General features: G+C 43.0%; 14 protein-coding genes and 3 pseudogenes. 8 read left to right on the top strand and 9 right to left on the bottom strand.

Annotation, left to right across the window (positions count from 1 at the left end):
* Nucleotides 1-5: 5 nt before the first annotated feature.
* From E7L17_RS01285 to E7L17_RS01275, 3 genes are read right to left on the bottom strand one after another with little or no spacing between them, the layout of a single operon-like run.
* Entirely contained in the window at nt 6-770 is a 765-nt protein-coding gene (locus E7L17_RS01285; protein WP_316321448.1) for an ABC transporter permease, read from the bottom strand.
* A gap of 15 nt (nt 771-785) precedes the next feature.
* The gene (locus E7L17_RS01280; protein ID WP_316321447.1) at nt 786-1,511 is read right to left on the bottom strand and encodes an ABC transporter permease; all 726 of its coding nucleotides are present in this window, start codon (nt 1,509-1,511) and stop codon (nt 786-788) included.
* Complete coding sequence (locus tag E7L17_RS01275; RefSeq protein ID WP_316321446.1) at nt 1,508-2,272, bottom strand: ABC transporter ATP-binding protein; 765 nt, start codon at nt 2,270-2,272, stop codon at nt 1,508-1,510. The genes E7L17_RS01280 and E7L17_RS01275 overlap by 4 nt, the downstream gene beginning before the upstream one ends.
* 144 nt (nt 2,273-2,416) lie before the next feature.
* Between E7L17_RS01275 and E7L17_RS01270 the strand changes: the two genes are divergently transcribed.
* The 3 genes from E7L17_RS01270 (at nt 2,417) to E7L17_RS01260 (ending at nt 5,457) form a co-directional block, all read left to right on the top strand.
* Nucleotides 2,417-3,118: a response regulator transcription factor gene (locus tag E7L17_RS01270; RefSeq protein ID WP_316321445.1), complete on the top strand. Its 702-nt coding sequence runs from the start codon at nt 2,417-2,419 to the stop codon at nt 3,116-3,118.
* Between the two features lie 4 nt (nt 3,119-3,122).
* Nucleotides 3,123-4,496, top strand: coding sequence for a HAMP domain-containing sensor histidine kinase (locus tag E7L17_RS01265; RefSeq protein ID WP_316321444.1), 1,374 nt, complete (start codon nt 3,123-3,125; stop codon nt 4,494-4,496).
* Between the two features lie 175 nt (nt 4,497-4,671).
* Nucleotides 4,672-5,457 (top strand): N-formylglutamate amidohydrolase, encoded by a 786-nt coding sequence (locus E7L17_RS01260; protein WP_316321443.1) that lies wholly within the window; start codon nt 4,672-4,674, stop codon nt 5,455-5,457.
* Between the two features lie 313 nt (nt 5,458-5,770).
* Here the strand turns inward: E7L17_RS01260 and E7L17_RS01255 are convergent, their stop codons facing one another.
* From E7L17_RS01255 to E7L17_RS01225, 6 genes and pseudogenes are all read right to left on the bottom strand, one after another.
* Nucleotides 5,771-6,541: an ABC transporter permease gene (locus E7L17_RS01255; protein WP_316321442.1), complete on the bottom strand. Its 771-nt coding sequence runs from the start codon at nt 6,539-6,541 to the stop codon at nt 5,771-5,773.
* A 9-nt stretch (nt 6,542-6,550) separates the two neighbouring features.
* Nucleotides 6,551-7,320 (bottom strand): annotated as a pseudogene (locus tag E7L17_RS01250) (ABC transporter permease).
* Nucleotides 7,304-8,227 carry an ABC transporter ATP-binding protein gene (locus E7L17_RS01240; RefSeq protein WP_316321439.1) on the bottom strand — a complete coding sequence of 308 codons (924 nt, stop codon included), beginning with the start codon at nt 8,225-8,227 and terminating at the stop codon, nt 7,304-7,306. Before E7L17_RS01240 ends, E7L17_RS01250 begins: the two are co-directional and overlap by 17 nt.
* Before the next feature lie 130 nt (nt 8,228-8,357).
* Nucleotides 8,358-8,888 (bottom strand): annotated as a pseudogene (locus E7L17_RS01235) (sensor histidine kinase); the annotation flags it as partial.
* Nucleotides 8,860-9,360 carry a response regulator transcription factor gene (locus tag E7L17_RS01230; protein ID WP_316321438.1) on the bottom strand — a complete coding sequence of 167 codons (501 nt, stop codon included), beginning with the start codon at nt 9,358-9,360 and terminating at the stop codon, nt 8,860-8,862. The gene E7L17_RS01230 and the pseudogene E7L17_RS01235, both read right to left, overlap by 29 nt.
* 14 nt (nt 9,361-9,374) lie before the next feature.
* Nucleotides 9,375-9,558 (bottom strand): annotated as a pseudogene (locus E7L17_RS01225) (DNA-binding protein).
* 464 nt (nt 9,559-10,022) lie between these two features.
* On the opposite strand from E7L17_RS01225, the gene E7L17_RS01220 reads away from it, so the two are divergent.
* The 5 genes from E7L17_RS01220 to E7L17_RS01200 all read left to right on the top strand — a co-directional run bounded on the left by E7L17_RS01220 (nt 10,023) and on the right by E7L17_RS01200 (nt 15,154).
* Complete coding sequence (locus tag E7L17_RS01220) at nt 10,023-11,141, top strand: helix-turn-helix domain-containing protein (RefSeq protein WP_316321437.1); 1,119 nt, start codon at nt 10,023-10,025, stop codon at nt 11,139-11,141.
* A gap of 14 nt (nt 11,142-11,155) precedes the next feature.
* A complete protein-coding gene (locus E7L17_RS01215; RefSeq protein ID WP_316321436.1) occupies nt 11,156-12,064 on the top strand; it encodes a CPBP family intramembrane glutamic endopeptidase in 909 nt (302 codons plus the stop codon).
* A gap of 512 nt (nt 12,065-12,576) precedes the next feature.
* Nucleotides 12,577-13,425, top strand: a complete 849-nt coding sequence (locus tag E7L17_RS01210; RefSeq protein WP_316321435.1) for a PhzF family phenazine biosynthesis protein — start codon at nt 12,577-12,579, stop codon at nt 13,423-13,425.
* Between the two features lie 451 nt (nt 13,426-13,876).
* Nucleotides 13,877-14,410 (top strand): glycosyltransferase, encoded by a 534-nt coding sequence (locus tag E7L17_RS01205; RefSeq protein ID WP_316321434.1) that lies wholly within the window; start codon nt 13,877-13,879, stop codon nt 14,408-14,410.
* 162 nt (nt 14,411-14,572) lie between these two features.
* Nucleotides 14,573-15,154: a DUF1697 domain-containing protein gene (locus E7L17_RS01200; RefSeq protein ID WP_316321433.1), complete on the top strand. Its 582-nt coding sequence runs from the start codon at nt 14,573-14,575 to the stop codon at nt 15,152-15,154.
* Nucleotide 15,155 lies beyond the last annotated feature (1 nt).

Here is a 15,155-nt window from a genome sequence, read left to right as displayed (position 1 = left end):
AGATTTTACCTCATTTCTTTTTTCCCAAATTGGGTAACAGCCAGCGCCAAAACCAGCACGAATGCCAAAACGGCGCAGGGCAGGAAGGGCATCAGCGAAAAAGCGGTTTCGGCAGATGCGGTTGTAAACTCATGCAGGGAGCAAGACACCAGATATCCGCTGTAACAGTACGGGTAAGCAATCCAGAGCGGCGTATTGGCAACCAGCACGCCGGGAATCACAAGCAGCAGGTTCAAGCCTACGGAAAGCAGCGGCTTTTCAAACAACACTGTAATGGCCCACATCATTGCCACGCTGGGAAGCATAGTAAGGAAAAGCCCAACGCACCATTTGAGCAAATATAGGACAGGTAGCGTTTCCGTAATCCCCATCGTACTTGTGGCAATCAGTCCGGCGACAACAAACACCGCCAAAAAGACTACCATTTCCATAAAAAGATAAAACATCAGCATACAGAATTTCGCCAGCGATAGCGCATACCGGCTGACAGGCAGGGCGAGCATTTTTAAGACGCCGTTGTTCTGCGTTTCCCGTCCAGCAATCATAACACAGACTACGATCATGCTGAGTGGAAGGAGGTAGTAGGCATATACCAATGCGCTTTGAATGAACATGGCTGGCCACGCATTCGTATATTCCGGTGTGAAATAGCTGCTCAAGTTCGCAATCCCGGATGCTACCACCAATAACGGGGCAACGAAAATCAAAGGGACAATTTTTGAACGCTTCACTTTCATAAATTCAATTTTAAGCAGTTCTTTAAAACTCATTTCAATCCCCCCTCCTTATTCATAACGCAGATGTTTTGCCATCCATAGTCCGGCAATCAGTAAAATGATCATTTCTACCATGGAAATGATGATCACCGCGCTGTCCGGCTGTGCGGTCATGGCAACGGCGGGTTTCAGCATCACGACAAATGGATGAATCATCAACAGAGCCGACTTGGACGTGGCCAAGGCCATTCCGCTTAAAAACCCGGCAACGCCTACCCCAAGCGGAACCCACATATTCTCAAACCGGGACGAAATCAGCAGAATAAAGGACAACACCGGCATGGAAGTTATAAAGGAATATGCCGCAAAGGCTGCCAGCGTGTTCATTTCAAAGGTTCCCTGCGGTAAATCGGACATGCCGATCCGCGCAAGCTCCAGGTTTTGAATCGCAATCGCAATGAGCAGAAGAATGGTTAATATCAGAAATTTGCAGAAGTACATCCCCGGGACACTCGTCGGCAGCATATAGATTTTTTTGACTGCGTTCCCCTTGAACTCCATGTTGTAAATCATGCAGGCGGCTACTACGATGCTGAACATATTTAAAATCATGATCATGCCGTAGAGTTGGGTTAACAGAACATCCATCGGGGACAATGGCAGGTTCAGCAGTGTGTCTTTTCGCACGTGGAAATTGACAAAAGCGTATGCTGCCCCTAAAACGCCAGCCGCCAGCAGTACAGGGATGACTCCGTTCCGCTTCTCCTTCCGAAGTTCGATTGCAAGCGTGCTCATGGCTGCGACCTCTGCTTTCTGGCTGCATTGTCCTTTTCAACCATAGAGAGAAACATATCTTCCAGATTGTCGGCGGCGAAGCCGGATTGTAGCGCACTTTGGCGAAGATCGTCCAAGCTCCCCTCAAACAGCAGGCGGCCATGATTAAGAATGCCGATATCGTCTGCCATCAGCTCGATTTCCGACAGCATGTGGGAGGAAATCAATACTGTGCAATCGTAGAGACTAGGCAGAGACTTTACCAGATTGCGGATCTCATGGATACCGGAGGGGTCGAGACCATTGGTCGGTTCATCTAAAATGAGGATGGGCGGTCTGCCCAGGAGCGCCCCGGCAAGCCCTAACCGCTGCTTCATGCCCAGCGAATACTTTCTTGCTAGCCGGTCGCCATACTCGGTAAGGCTGACCAGCTCCAGAGCATCTTCCACAGAGCTTTTCGGCAGCTTTAGAATCCGGCGGATGATGTCAAGGTTCTCCCGACCAGTCAGGTTCGCATAGAATGAGGGCGATTCGATGAAAGAACCGATCTCCTTCAGAATTTCCAGCCGATCATTGGGAAAGTGTTTCCCGTCAATAGTAAAACTGCCTTTTGTGGGCGCGGTCAGCCCCAGAAGCATTTTCATGGTAGTGGATTTTCCCGCCCCGTTGGGACCGAGGAGACAGTAAATACTGCCTTTGCGGATATGAAGTGAAACGTTGTTGACGGAAATGAAATTCTTGTATTTCTTCGTCAGCTTTTCGGTTGTAATGATATAGTCCATAAAAGCATCTCCTTTCGACGCTTTTATGGTACAGCACCATCCTGACATCTGCATTCCCGCGCCCTTACTTTTACCTTACTTTTTCGTGGGAACAGCCTCAATATTGATACACCATGTTATAATTGCTTTGTTGGAGGTGATATCTTGAATCATTCGTTCTTACATGATAAAAAGCTCCTTCTGGTGGATGACGAGCCTGATTTGCTTAAACTGGTGACCGCCATCCTGACGGATGACGGGTTTGAAAATATCGTCTCGGCAAACTCCGTCCAAGCTGGTGCAACGGCCGCTAAAGAGGGAAAACCGGATTTGGCTATTCTGGATGTAATGCTGCCGGACGGGGACGGGTTTTCACTTATGCGGCAGCTGCGGGAATTTACAGATGTGCCGATCATTTTTCTGACGGCAAAGGACGAAGCAACGGACAAGCTGGCTGGTCTTGGACTTGGTGCGGATGACTATATTGTAAAACCGTTTTTGCCCCAGGAATTACTGCTGCGCGTCTATGCTGTCCTGCGGCGGTGTTACAAAGAGGATGCTCCGCTTATTAAGCTGGAGGGGTCTACGGTTGACTTCAGCCGCGCCGAAGTAATAAAAGGAAACGAAGCAATTCCATTGACAGCAAAGGAACACTTGCTGCTGGAGACGCTTGCTCGGAACGAGGGAAAGATTGTAACGGTTGACGCACTGTGTGAGGCTCTTTGGGGCGATAACCCATTTGGGTATGAGAACAGCCTGAATGCACATATACGGCGCATACGTGAAAAAATCGAAACCGACCCATCAAGGCCAGTTTCTCTCATAACGATTAAGGGGTTGGGCTATAAGCTCAACACAAGGAAGTGATGCCATGAAATCATTTGGGAGTTATATTGCAAAGCATTTGGCCTCCTTTGCTGTCTTTGTGATAGCCTTGTTTCTGATTAATGCAGTCTCTTTTGGCTCTACGTTTCATAATGTCATTACCAAAGATTACGGTGAGACTTCTCCGCAAAATATGTTAGAGGAAATTGCAGAATCCTCTAATTTAGGCGGCATATCGGAAGATGCCCGCCAAAAGCTCCAAAGCAATCACATTTGGGCCATGTTTCTGAACCCAGAGGGACAATGTGCGTGGTCGGTTGATACGCCGGAGGATATTCCAGACAGCTATACCGTTCAGGATGTAGCCGTTTTTTCCAGAGGGTATCTTGCGGATTACCCTGTTTTCGTCTGGAACGCTGAGGATGGCCTGCTGGTATTGGGCTATCCCAAAAACAGCTACACAAAACTCACAAGCAATTACTTCTCCATTCAGGCAATTCAGACTTTACCGCTGTATTTTACAGGAATGCTTGCGATTGATTTGCTGCTCCTGTTCCTTGCATATTACCTATCAAAACGAAAAATCATCAGGAATACCGAACCGATCGTCGCCTCTATCGAAACACTCTCACACGGGAAGCCAGTATTGCTTTCCATGAGTGGGGAGCTGTCTGAGGTGGCTGAAAGCGTGAATAAAGCATCGCGGATATTAAGCAGGCAGAATGAAGCGCGTGCCAATTGGATTAGCGGCGTTTCCCATGACATACGAACACCTCTTTCTATGATTATGGGGTATGCAGGGCGTATCGCGGACAGCAACTTTGCAGACAGTTCAATTAAGGAACAGGCAGAAATTATCCGAAGGCAAAGCATTAAGATAAAAGAACTGGTTCAAGATTTGAATCTGGTATCACAGTTGGAATATGAAATGCAGCCGTTACACAAGGAGCCTGTCAGATTATCAAAGCTGCTGCGTTCCTATTTAGCAGAATTATTCAATACAGGTATTTCCGATCTTCATTCCATTGATATTGAAATAACTCCCGCTGCCGAAACAGCCGCAATTAACTGTGACCCCCGCTTAATCTCACGGGCTGTAAGCAATTTGGTACAGAATAGTATAAATCATAATCCGCAAGGCTGTCATATCAGGCTGTCGCTTGAATGCTCCGATAGTTCCATTATCTTGATTATCGCTGATGATGGTATTGGATTATCGGCTGAAAAGCTGCAGGAATTAGAGGAAAAGCCTCATTACATGAACAGCACGGATGAAAGGCTGGATGTGCGGCATGGTTTAGGGCTGCTGCTTGTCCGGCAAATTGTGGAAGCCCATGAGGGAACCATGCAGATAAAGAGTGTTGTGAACCATGGATTTACAACAACCCTGACCTTTCAAAAATTAGCACTTGGTTTATAATAAGACATAATTCAATGTGTAATATATCCGGGTTGGCGGTCAGAGATAATCTTTTATATAGGCTTGTTCAGGAGCTTGGAATGCCAGCCGATGCGATTTTTATCCTGACTAATTGATGGGTTATCCATAGATTTCAAAGAAACACAAAGTGTTAGAAAGATTGGGATGAATGAACTTGGAACACTTCACAATTTTGAATGAAAATGTACATCAGTTTCCGGTGGTGATTGATTTATCCCACAGCGGTACCCTTGTTCCCGAAGACATTCGCAGCCGCTTCCTTGATGGCACCTGTCTATCAAACACAGATTGGTTTTTGCCGGAGCTATACGATTTTCTTCCCGCAATGGGATGTACGACTATAATCAACCGTCTAAGCAGATATGTGGTGGACATGAATCGATCAGCCGAGAATACAAGCATTGGAGATTATCGTAAAACCGTGGTCTATCAGGAAAATACCCAAGGCAGTCCATTGTACTCTTCACTGCTAGATGAAAATGAAATTAACCGCCGGGTAAGCCTATATTATGATCCTTACCATCAGGCGCTTGAAAAGCTGTTACGCGAGAAATTAAAGGTGTATCCGTCAGTCCTCTTTATGGACTTGCACAGTTTCTTCCTTGATTTTGGCGATGGCGGCAGTCAGGATATTTATTTATCCAACCGACGCGGTTTTACGTCCTGTGAACAGACATTGCATGGACTGCATGAAAGTCTTACGGCACAAGGCTACAGTGTTATAGATAATGCAAACTTGGGAGGACACATTATAAACCACTACCGTGAGCTTTTTGGTGAGCGGATTGAGGGTGTGATGATGGAACTGAGGTATACAAAATATATCGCAGACCGCTACTTTGGAGAAGAAGAGCTGACGGATAGAAACGAAATGCTTTTTCAGTCGGCAAAGCAGAAGCTAAAGGAAGCGTTTATGCGACTGCCATATTTTCGAGAGTGAAGCAGTAACAATATTTCTTGATATATGGCAACTACTACAACTGCGATGAACAATCTATGCAAATCATCAAGACTACTGTGCAAGCCACTGTAGAGAGCCAAAAAAAGTAAAAAGAAAGCAGGGCCGATAGCCATGAGAATTCTCAACGGTTATCGGCTCTGCGTCTTAATCGTTTATTTACAAGCGGGGCATAACAACAGCCCTGACCTTTCTAAAATGAGCAGCTTTGTATAAAATTATTGGAACAAATACAGTTATAAACGAAATGATGCTTAAAATTTTATCTTTCATAATGATATACCACATTTTTAATTTATGATTGCGTCCGTTGTTTCTTTCCTGTAGTTTTAGATACCTTGGCGTTATCCTCAAAGCCTTTCATAGAAAGCAGCATAAAGATGGATAGTACTGCCATAATGAGCAAGACACCGATTTCCACAGAAAGATTAAAAGTGAGTGTGCCGTCTCCCGTAAACTTAATAATTCCAAGGCCAGCGGTAATAGGATAGTAATCAGTCAATGCTCTGCCGGCGATAAAGATGCCACAGAATCCGTAAACAAAGGCCAACCCGGTCCCGGCGAGGAAACCGTTTTGTTTTTTGCTAAAAAAAAGAATGATCGGCAACACGGCAAGATAACAGCAAAGTCCTAATACAACGAGTTGAAAAAAGGATTTCATTACAAGAGCCGGAGATGTATTTCCATGACAGAAAATCGCCCCTATGACAAATGTACATAGAAAGCTAAAAAGCCCATACAATGCGGTGATAAGCCCAACTGTAATCACTTTTCCGGCCAATAATTTGCGAAACGGAACCGGTACAGTCAACATATTTTTTAATGTATGATCCACATACTCACGGTTTATAATATAGCCTCCGATCAGAACAATCATAAACGGAAAAGCCATGCTGAAGTTATTCCATAAGACGCTGTTTGCATAACTTTCATACTGCATTATTTCATTACCGCTGTTCTGCTGAAAAACGGCTAAAAGTGCAGAAAACAACACGGATACAATGCCGACCCAAAGAATGCTGTAGCGCTTAAGCTTTTGAAATTCCGTGATAACTATATTAATCATAGGTCCCTCCTAATCTTCCTGTTTTTTATATACGAATGAAATCAGCAAAACTGATATTACCGCAATTAAGATCAGTATGCCTGCACAAACCGGCGTGGAAAGCATATATGGTTTTCTCATTGCAAGATATTCCGCAGTCAGTCCGCTCCAATAAGATGTCCACCAGCGCATAATGACCGGTGCGGGCAACACGGTAATGAGAGCATTGTTAGGTGCGAAGTTTAACATATTAAGTGATATGCCAAAATTAAAGATAGAATATATAAAGGCGATTAGAATAGAAAAAATATAACTTTTGTTAAAGTAAACAATAATAATAACAACGGGAAGAACTGAAACAAACAGCATCAGGCCAAGGATAGCACTTAGTCCTAATTTAAAAGCAACTCCTTCCACAGCACCCACAACCAGTCCGCCTAGGATGGTAGCTCCTAAGCCAGCTATGGAATATAGTACGGCAACAATCAAAAGCACGGATAGCTTTGCTGCCACAAGTTTGGTTTTGTGAACCGGTACGGTCATCAGGTTTTTTAGCGTGTCGCTGTCTCTTTCCATGAAGAACAGAATGCTTGCCACTACACTGAGTACGCATGGCAAAGGAGAAAATCTCCGAACGTAACGACCAGCTTAAAAAGCTGTTCAAAATGCAGACTGTCTTTTGCTGCTAATGCGGTCAGTGGGATAGGAAAAATGCAGGCCGCTAACAAACAAAATAGAACAAACTTCTGCCGTTTGATTTTGGCAAATTCACAAATGATTAAATCAAGCAATTCCCTCACCCCCGGTGACGTGCTTAAAGTAATCCTCTAAGGTATCATTTTGGGTATGCGCTTCTGATATATTGAGGCCGCTTTCAATCCATTTGCGGGTAATAGCCGCTACTTCTATTTCCGTATCGTAAAGCCGCAAATTATGGTCGTCATCAATATGAAAATTGGATGTATGAAAGTCAGCCTCCAAAATCCGGGAAGCCTGGGACGTGTCCGTTACGATGAAATGAACATATCTGCTGTTTTTCTTCTCTAATTCTGCCAAGCTTTCTTCTTCCAGTAAAACACCGTGGTCAATGATGCCAATATCGTCCGCCAACAGGGCCATTTCAGACAGAATATGGCTGGAAATTAAAACTGTTTTACCTTGTTCCGTACTAAGCCGCTTTATGAAATCACGGACTTCCACTATACCGATGGGATCAAGTCCGTTAATAGGCTCGTCCAAGATTAAAAGCTCCGGATCATGCAAAATAGCATTTGCGATACCAAGCCGCTGCTTCATTCCAAGCGAATACTGTGAAAACAGTTTTTTATCTTTATAAGGCAATCCCACCACATCCAATGCGTTTTTAATGGAATTGCTACTCGGTACTCCACGGAGCCTCGCCATAATCTTAAGGTTTTCCGTGCCGGTGAGGTTAGGATAAAAGCCAGGCGATTCAATCAGGTTGCCAATTCGGGAAAGAATTTTCTTATCATTCGTACGCATGTTTCTCCCGAAAATACGTACTTCGCCAGATGTAGGACTTGTCAGCCCCAGTAGCATTTTCATAGTAGTCGTTTTTCCCGCGCCGTTGCGTCCTAACAGACCGTAAATTCTGCCTTTCTTCACATGGATACTTAAATTGGCAACACTCTTTTGTTCACCGTATTGCTTTGTCAAATTATTGGTCTCAATTACAAGATCACTCAAGATATAAAGTCCTCCTTATTTTTATAGATCTCATAAATCTGATTTTATCCCCTCAACCTTGCAAGGACCTTGCACGAACCTTGAATTAACCTTGAATCTCACGAGAGAAGTAAAAAAACCTGCCTTTCATTCAGCAGGTTTTTTCATTAGTCAGTGGAAATCGCACGATAAATTCTGTTTGTCGATACGGCTCGCTTTGGACTGAAATCGAACCACCCATCTTTTCTGCAAGCTGCTGTACAATGGACAGCCCCAATCCGCTTCCTTTTTCAGAACGTGCCGTATCGCATTTATAAAGCCGTTCAAAAACATGCGGCAAATCCTGCTTGGAAATTCCTTTACCATCGTCTGCAACAGAAATCATTACATCAGCAGTAAGGAGGGACACCTTGATTTTAACGTGGGTTGCTCTACTATGGGAGATTACATTCTGAATTAGGTTATTTATAATACGCGTATAGGCATCTGCATCTAAATTGACCTTTATGCGTTTTTCTGGGACGTCTATGTCGAAATCAAGTTGATTGTCCTCAAAGATCGGAATCCAGTCTTTCAGCAGGTTTCTGGTGAACTCCGCAAGCTCCACTTCCCGAATAGTAAAGGTTTCTTCATTGGAGTTCAGTTTAAACCATTCAAACAGCACATCTACATAGTCTTTCATATACTTGTACATCTCCAGTGTGAACAATCCGGGTGTCCAAGTCGATAGTAAGCTTCTGAAAGGAAAGCCGATGAGGTTCTTCGTTTACGCTGATATTGTTGTTTAAGGTTGTATATCTTCGAATTAAGGATAAAACGCGGGCGATAAATTCTTCCACGTCAAAAGGCTTTGTCAGATAGTCATCGGCACCGGAACGAAGGCCATTTACTTTATCGGTGCTTGCTGTTTTTGCCGTAAGCATCAACACTGGGACGGCACTAATGCTTCTAATTCTTTCCAGAACCTGAAAACCATCCATTTCAGGGAGCATAACGTCCAAGACAATCAATTGATAATTGCCTTGCAATGCTAACTTTAAGCCATCTGTTCCGGTATGTGCAAATTCAGCAGAGACGTTCTCTTTCTCTACACATTTTTTTAGTAATTGACATAGCCCCATGTCATCGTCAATAATCAGAATATTATTTTGCATTCCACGAACCTCCCTTACTTTTTACTTTGAGATTTCGTTCTCGCATCAGCAGGCTTTTCCGAATCTTTCGGTATCGCCCAGGCATGAGCGAAGCGAATTAGCACCCTCAATACGGTTTTCTTCGCAGAGCTTCTGTATCCTGCGCTCTGAAATTTTCCATTTGTCAACGGCCTGCTGAACAGATATATAATCAAGCATACTTGTCTCTCCGCATAGTAAATATTTATCCATAAGTATATACGGAGAAGCGTATGAAATCAAGTTTTTGCGTTCAGCTTTTGTGCCCTGTCAGGCAGGAACTATAAACTGCTATTGGAGGTGAACTGATGGAACACAATCTTGACAACCTTTGAACCAGAAGAGTTTCGAACAAATGGTTAAAGTGAGGATTCGAACTCACATGAAAGCAGAATAAATCGACGAAAGGCACGACTGTTAAAAAGCTGTCGTGTCTTTTTGTATTCACATTTTAGAAGGGATGTTTTTACAATGATATGCCGTTGAGCTGAGTTTATCTGTTGTACTATTTACCCCATCTAATGCGATATAACAAAAGCTCCGATTAAAAGTATCGCATAGGTTGATTTATTCAACCGTTATCAACTGCAAATCCATTGATTTCCTTCTGCTTACCAACTAAAATATAGTCAGAGGTGATTGATATGAAAGAAATTAATATTGCAAAAGTGCTTGTAAATAAGCGCAAGGAAAAGGGCATCACCCAGGATGAGCTTGCAAATTACATTGGCGTGTCCAAGGCATCCGTTTCCAAATGGGAGACGGGTCAAAGTTATCCGGACGTAACCTTTCTTCCACAGCTGGCTGCGTACTTTAACATCAGCATTGACGAATTGATAGATTATAAACCGCAGATGACAAAAGAGAATATTCAAAAGCTATACCGAAACCTTTCGGCTGATTTTGCCTCAAAACCGTTTAATTTGGTGATGGAAGACTGCCGAAAAACAATTAGAAAATACTATTCATGCTTTCCGCTGCTGCTGAATCTAGGAATACTAATGATCAACCATGTCGAATTGCTGAAAGACCCCCGAGAAACTGCATCTTTGACTGAGGAAGCCAAGGGTCTTTTTATCCGTATCAGAGAGGAATGTGATGATGTATCGATTACCAGGCAGGCTTTGTTTATGGAAGCCCTGTGTAGCCTCATTTCCGGTGATGCCAATACCGCGCTGGAGCTGCTTGATGGATCAGTCGTGCCTGCGCTGCCCCCTGAATCGCTTATGGCTTCCGCTTACCAAATGACGGGGCGCACCGAGGAGGCGAAATCCGTTTTGCAGGTCGGAATGTTTCAGAACATCGTTGTCCTGTTCAACTTCTTTCCCGCCTATCTTACTCTATGTGCGGATGTCCCATCGAAATTCGACGAGGTACTTCGACGCTCGCTTGTCGTAGCGGAAACGTTTGACATGAGGCATCTGCACCCCGGTGTCCTGGTCGGCCTTTATATTTCAGCCGCGCAGGGATTTATTGCTCAGAAAAATTATGATAAGGCGCTTGAAATGCTGCAAAAGTACACCGAGATTGTAATAAGCGATATTTATCCCCTGCGCTTGCATGGCGATGCTTTTTTCGACCGTCTGGACGGATGGCTGGATCAGCTTAATCTGGGAACCGACCTTCCCCGGGATGAAAAAACAATCAGGAAAAGTATGTCTGATGTGATTGTTAATAATCCGGTGTTTTCAGTTCTCTCAGATGAGCAGCGTTTTCAGGATATAACTAAAAAGCTTCAACATAACTGCGAATCATATAAATAAGGGGTAATGTTACTATGGAACACGAAAAATTGGCGGCAAAAAAAAGACTGATTATATTTATTGCGCTTACATTCATCCTTACCTGGATCGTTTTTTTGTTGGTACCGATCTGTGGACTCACCTATGGTAGCGGGGCGGCAGTAGTAATTTTGGCAGTCGCTATGTTTATGCCTGCGCTATCCAATTTATTAACACGGCTTATAACAAAAGAAGGATTTGGGAATATGTATCTTCGTCCCCACTTCAAGGGACATGTGAAAGAGTATCTGCTTTTGTACTTCGGCCCGACAGCCTTGTTGATTCTGAGCGGAGTGCTTTATTTCCTGATTTTCCCCGGTTCGTTTGACCCGGAGCTTACAACTTTAAAAGGGATGGTCGCTTCAAGTGGTAAACAGGGACTTGCCGTGTCCACTCTGCTAATTGTTCAAGCTCTGATTTTTGTTGTTATCGGCCCGATTGTAAATATCATACCAACCATGGGTGAAGAACTAGGCTGGAGAGGGTATTTGCTCCCCAAACTGCGCATTTTTTTATCTGACAGGACCGCGTTAATTATAACAGGGGTAATATGGGGGATCTGGCACTTGCCCGTTATCGTGATGGGCCACAATTACGGAACCGGTTATTGGGGCTATCCATGGCTCGGCATTCTGGACATGATCGTTTTTTGCGTTGTGCTTGGCATTATCGAAGGCTATATATCAATCAAACTGGAAAGCGCCATTCCAGCTGCCATGATCCATTCAACGGTGAACGCGGGCGCGGCACTGCCAAGCATTTTTGCAAAGAGCGGATATAACCCACTACTTGGCCCAGCAATCACCGGCCTTATTGGAGGACTTCCGTTTATCGTTTTAGCTGTTATATTGCTAATAAAGGCGGGCCGTAAAATGACGTTGGGTAAAAACGAAGCGCATCGGTAAGAAGAGGGGTCGTTGGGGCAGAAATAAGGTTTTGCTCCGTTAGAAGCCTGCAACTAAATTGAGCAAGTGACACAAGAAAGACATAGCTCTTCGCCAAATAAGAAAATATGTCTTTTTTGTGCTAAAAAAGCGTGGTATCATAGACTATGCCATGCGGTCAAACCCACAGGCATCTGACTTTTCGGTTTTTTTGTTCCACAGTTTCATAGATGACATCGGCTATTTTTGACATACTAAGGGGATTTGAACTAAAGAACGGTACGAATGAGAAATCGGTGTTAAAGTAGTGAAAAACTTGTTGTGGTACAATATGGATTGAATATGAGAAATCATTGAGTTAAATTTTCTATTAAAACTAATATAGACGTTGGATAAGCGGACGATTGATAGAAGATGTGATGAAAGGCTTTGCAATGAATGATGAATGCCTGAAGGAACTTGCTTGCTGGAGAATACGATATAAAAAACAACTTGTTATAATAAGCTCTATTTGGTGAAGAGGGGGAAGGCAAATGATTTATTATCATGTAGATGTATTTAGTTCTAAAATTCTTTCTGGGAATGGATTGACCGTTATATTTCATGAAGAAGATATGGATACGCAATATATGCAGGCAATCGCGCAGGAGTTCAAGCAATTTGAGACTATTTTTCTCAGACAGACCGCGGGAAATCGTTTTCGCGCTAGAATTTTTACGGTGGAAGAGGAATTGGATTTTGCCGGGCATCCAATATTAGGAGCTATGGCCGTCATTCACGAGAAACTGTATGCAGAAATACAAAACGCGACCGCAGTCTTTGAGCTGAATAGTAAAACTTTGCAAGCAGAATCAGTAAAAAAAGAAGGCTATTTTCAAGCTACGATGAATCAAGGGGTACCCGAATTTTTGGGAAAGGTTGACGGTGAATTGGTCAATCAGTTTTTGCACGCACTAAATCTTACACCAGACCATCTTCATCCCACACTTCCAATGGAGGTTGTTTCAACTGGATTACCATATTTGATTGTTCCTCTTGCTTCAGGGTTAGAAATAGCAAAAATCAAAACCAATGATTTTGAAAAACAATTAGAAAAAATTCAAGCCAAATTTGTTTACTTATTTAGTGTAGATAGAATGGAAGGGCGTACTTGGGATAACAGGGGATTGATTGAGGATGTAGCAACCGGCAGTGCAGCTGGTCCGACTGGAGCTTATCTCTATAAATGGAATATTTGCAATGCTGATGAAGATATAGAAATTAATCAAGGCAGTTTTGTGGGAAGACCAAGCAAGATAAAAGTATTTTCGGAACAATCTACAGGTTACATCAAGGTGGCCGGAGATGTTAAAATAATTGCAAAAGGGCAACTTCTGATTTAAATGTAAACTACGATCAATGCCTCACTCGATTGATGAAGTATCTTTATCACTACTTCCACTTATCTTAAACAATAAGCCACAGGCATGAATGCTTGTGGCTTTTAATTTAACGCGTAGTGATGGGACTTTAGTAAATCAAAGGGGGATAATTAAGGTTATGTAAAGATGGCAATAAGAGAAGTAGAAAACGAACCATAATTTAATTGAATTATTTTATAATTTGAAATAGAATAAGTTAAGTACCAAGTTACGAAATCTAAATATGATACACTTATGAATATAATCAAGATGCGAACGCAAAAACAAAAAAGTGAATAAGCTTAGACTTAGAGAAGTAAATTAATGTGCGAATAATTTGTTAATACATAATGCTGTAGGTTTTTTATCAATTGTCCCACGCTCTAATAAAATGGATTTTATAAGTTTATAATTTATGTTAGGAGAAATTCACTTGGAACATAAGGCTTTTTTATTGGATGAGAAAACCTTTCAAAATGAGCTTTCCCCCATACTATATGAAGCGTTGGAGCATAACAACGCCGCCCCGCTTCAGTCTTTTATGGAGGAAAACCTAGAACAGTTGACAGACCCCTATGAGGGTGAGCCGCTGGATGAGGATTGGGAAACCATGCTGGAGCTCCGCACGCCAGAGGAATACGGGGATTTTGCGCTGACGAAATATTACCGTGTTTGCGACGATATTGGCCTTGGAGAAGACTGGGACGAAATGGACGATTATTTCAGAGAGTGGCAGGAGGATTTATCTGTTACGATACTCGGTAAACCTTTCGGCCCAACGGAAGATTATTTTGATCCCGGGAAAATGGGTTCCTATTTTCAGTCACCGGAAGAAGTGGCGGAAAGTTTGGAGAAGCTCATAGAGCATGCCCGGGCATTTCCCCAAAGAAAGCATCAGCTGGCACAGGCAATAGAGCTTTTGGAAAAAGCGGTACAGGCAGGGCAGGGTTTATATGTAACCTTTTAGCATAATCAAGGGTAATCTGAGGGGCTTTCTTAAAATCATATGAATTAAATAACAGGATTCATGTTATATCAATTTTGGACTTGAAAAGAGAACAGGATAGGTATTAAGATTTTTTGGTGTGCACGGAAGCTGGACTTAATTGAGATAGAAGAGGTGAAGCGGATGAAATATGTAGTATTGCTTCGTGGAATCAATGTTGGTGGCAAAAACATCATTAAGATGAACGACTTAAAGCAATTGCTGCTTGACCTGAATTTCAAAAATATTCAAACCTATGTCCAAAGCGGTAATGTGGTTTTGGATTCCGATCTTGATGAAGCCTCTTTACACAATAAGATTAGCGATGGTTTCGTGAAACAGTTTGGGTTTGAAATTGTCATGATTATCAGAAATATAGATGAGATGCAGTATCTTATTGCACAAATGCCGTTTTCGCCAGATGAGATGATTGCTGCCGAAACAGCCGACCCTAAAGTAGAGCACCTTTATGTTTATTTTTTAGAAAGCCTACCGGAGGAATCGCAGATTGAGACCATTCGCAGGAAGTATGCCGGGTCTGACACACTACGAGTGGGAAAAAGGGAATGCTATCTTCTTTGCCACCAAAGTATACGAAAATCAAAACTAGCCGGCTACACTTCCAAGGTGTTTAATACGGCTACGGTACGAAATTGGAAAAGTGTTTGCAATTTATATGATATGATGACGGGTAGACAACCAAATTCGAAAAAAATAGAGAGGTAAC

Origin of the sequence: Clostridium sp., from assembly GCF_032576335.1 — a bacterium.
GTDB lineage: Bacteria > Bacillota > Clostridia > Oscillospirales > Acutalibacteraceae > Faecalispora.
This window is presented reverse-complemented; position numbering and strand designations above follow the sequence as displayed.

Excerpts from the sequence above, each read along its gene's own strand:
- E7L17_RS01280 (WP_316321447.1), bottom strand. The coding sequence starts at position 1,511 with ATGAGCACGCTTGCAATCGAACTTCGGAAGGAGAAGCGGAACGGAGTC.
- E7L17_RS01275 (WP_316321446.1), bottom strand. The coding sequence starts at position 2,272 with ATGGACTATATCATTACAACCGAAAAGCTGACGAAGAAATACAAGAAT.
- E7L17_RS01200 (WP_316321433.1), top strand. The coding sequence starts at position 14,573 with ATGAAATATGTAGTATTGCTTCGTGGAATCAATGTTGGTGGCAAAAAC.
- E7L17_RS01265 (WP_316321444.1), top strand. The coding sequence starts at position 3,123 with ATGAAATCATTTGGGAGTTATATTGCAAAGCATTTGGCCTCCTTTGCT.
- E7L17_RS01230 (WP_316321438.1), bottom strand. The coding sequence starts at position 9,360 with ATGCAAAATAATATTCTGATTATTGACGATGACATGGGGCTATGTCAA.
- E7L17_RS01255 (WP_316321442.1), bottom strand. The coding sequence starts at position 6,541 with ATGATTAATATAGTTATCACGGAATTTCAAAAGCTTAAGCGCTACAGC.
- E7L17_RS01285 (WP_316321448.1), bottom strand. The coding sequence starts at position 770 with ATGAGTTTTAAAGAACTGCTTAAAATTGAATTTATGAAAGTGAAGCGT.
- E7L17_RS01215 (WP_316321436.1), top strand. The coding sequence starts at position 11,156 with ATGGAACACGAAAAATTGGCGGCAAAAAAAAGACTGATTATATTTATT.
- E7L17_RS01210 (WP_316321435.1), top strand. The coding sequence starts at position 12,577 with ATGATTTATTATCATGTAGATGTATTTAGTTCTAAAATTCTTTCTGGG.
- E7L17_RS01220 (WP_316321437.1), top strand. The coding sequence starts at position 10,023 with ATGAAAGAAATTAATATTGCAAAAGTGCTTGTAAATAAGCGCAAGGAA.